At 68.2% G+C, this 277-nt stretch carries 1 protein-coding gene; it reads right to left on the reverse strand.

All coding sequences use genetic code 11. The features are described from left to right. Nucleotides 1–277 (reverse strand): M28 family peptidase (locus J0695_RS42230; protein WP_206970093.1); only part of this gene is annotated, 277 nt, incomplete at both ends.

Raw genomic sequence — 277 nt, forward strand, 5'->3', positions numbered from 1 at the left:
GTGCCGCCCGAGGGGATGCCCACCTCGATGAACGGTCCGTAGTCCGACCGGCCGGTGAAGTCGGTGCCCTCGTGCGGGATGCGCCGGCTGTCCAGGTAGTCGGTGATCTGCCGCTCCAACTGCGCCGAGCCCTCCGGGCCGGGGCCGGCACCGACCTGGTCGGAGTCGTCGCCGTCGTAGACGAACTGGGCGTAGTTCGGCGAGGCGATCATGTCGAAGTTCAGGTACAGCTTGACCTTCGCGAGGTCCGCCGCCGAGAGGCTGTTGACGTACGCCT

Source organism: Streptomyces beijiangensis, from assembly GCF_017315755.1.
GTDB classification, from domain to species: Bacteria; Actinomycetota; Actinomycetes; order Streptomycetales; family Streptomycetaceae; genus Streptomyces; species Streptomyces beijiangensis.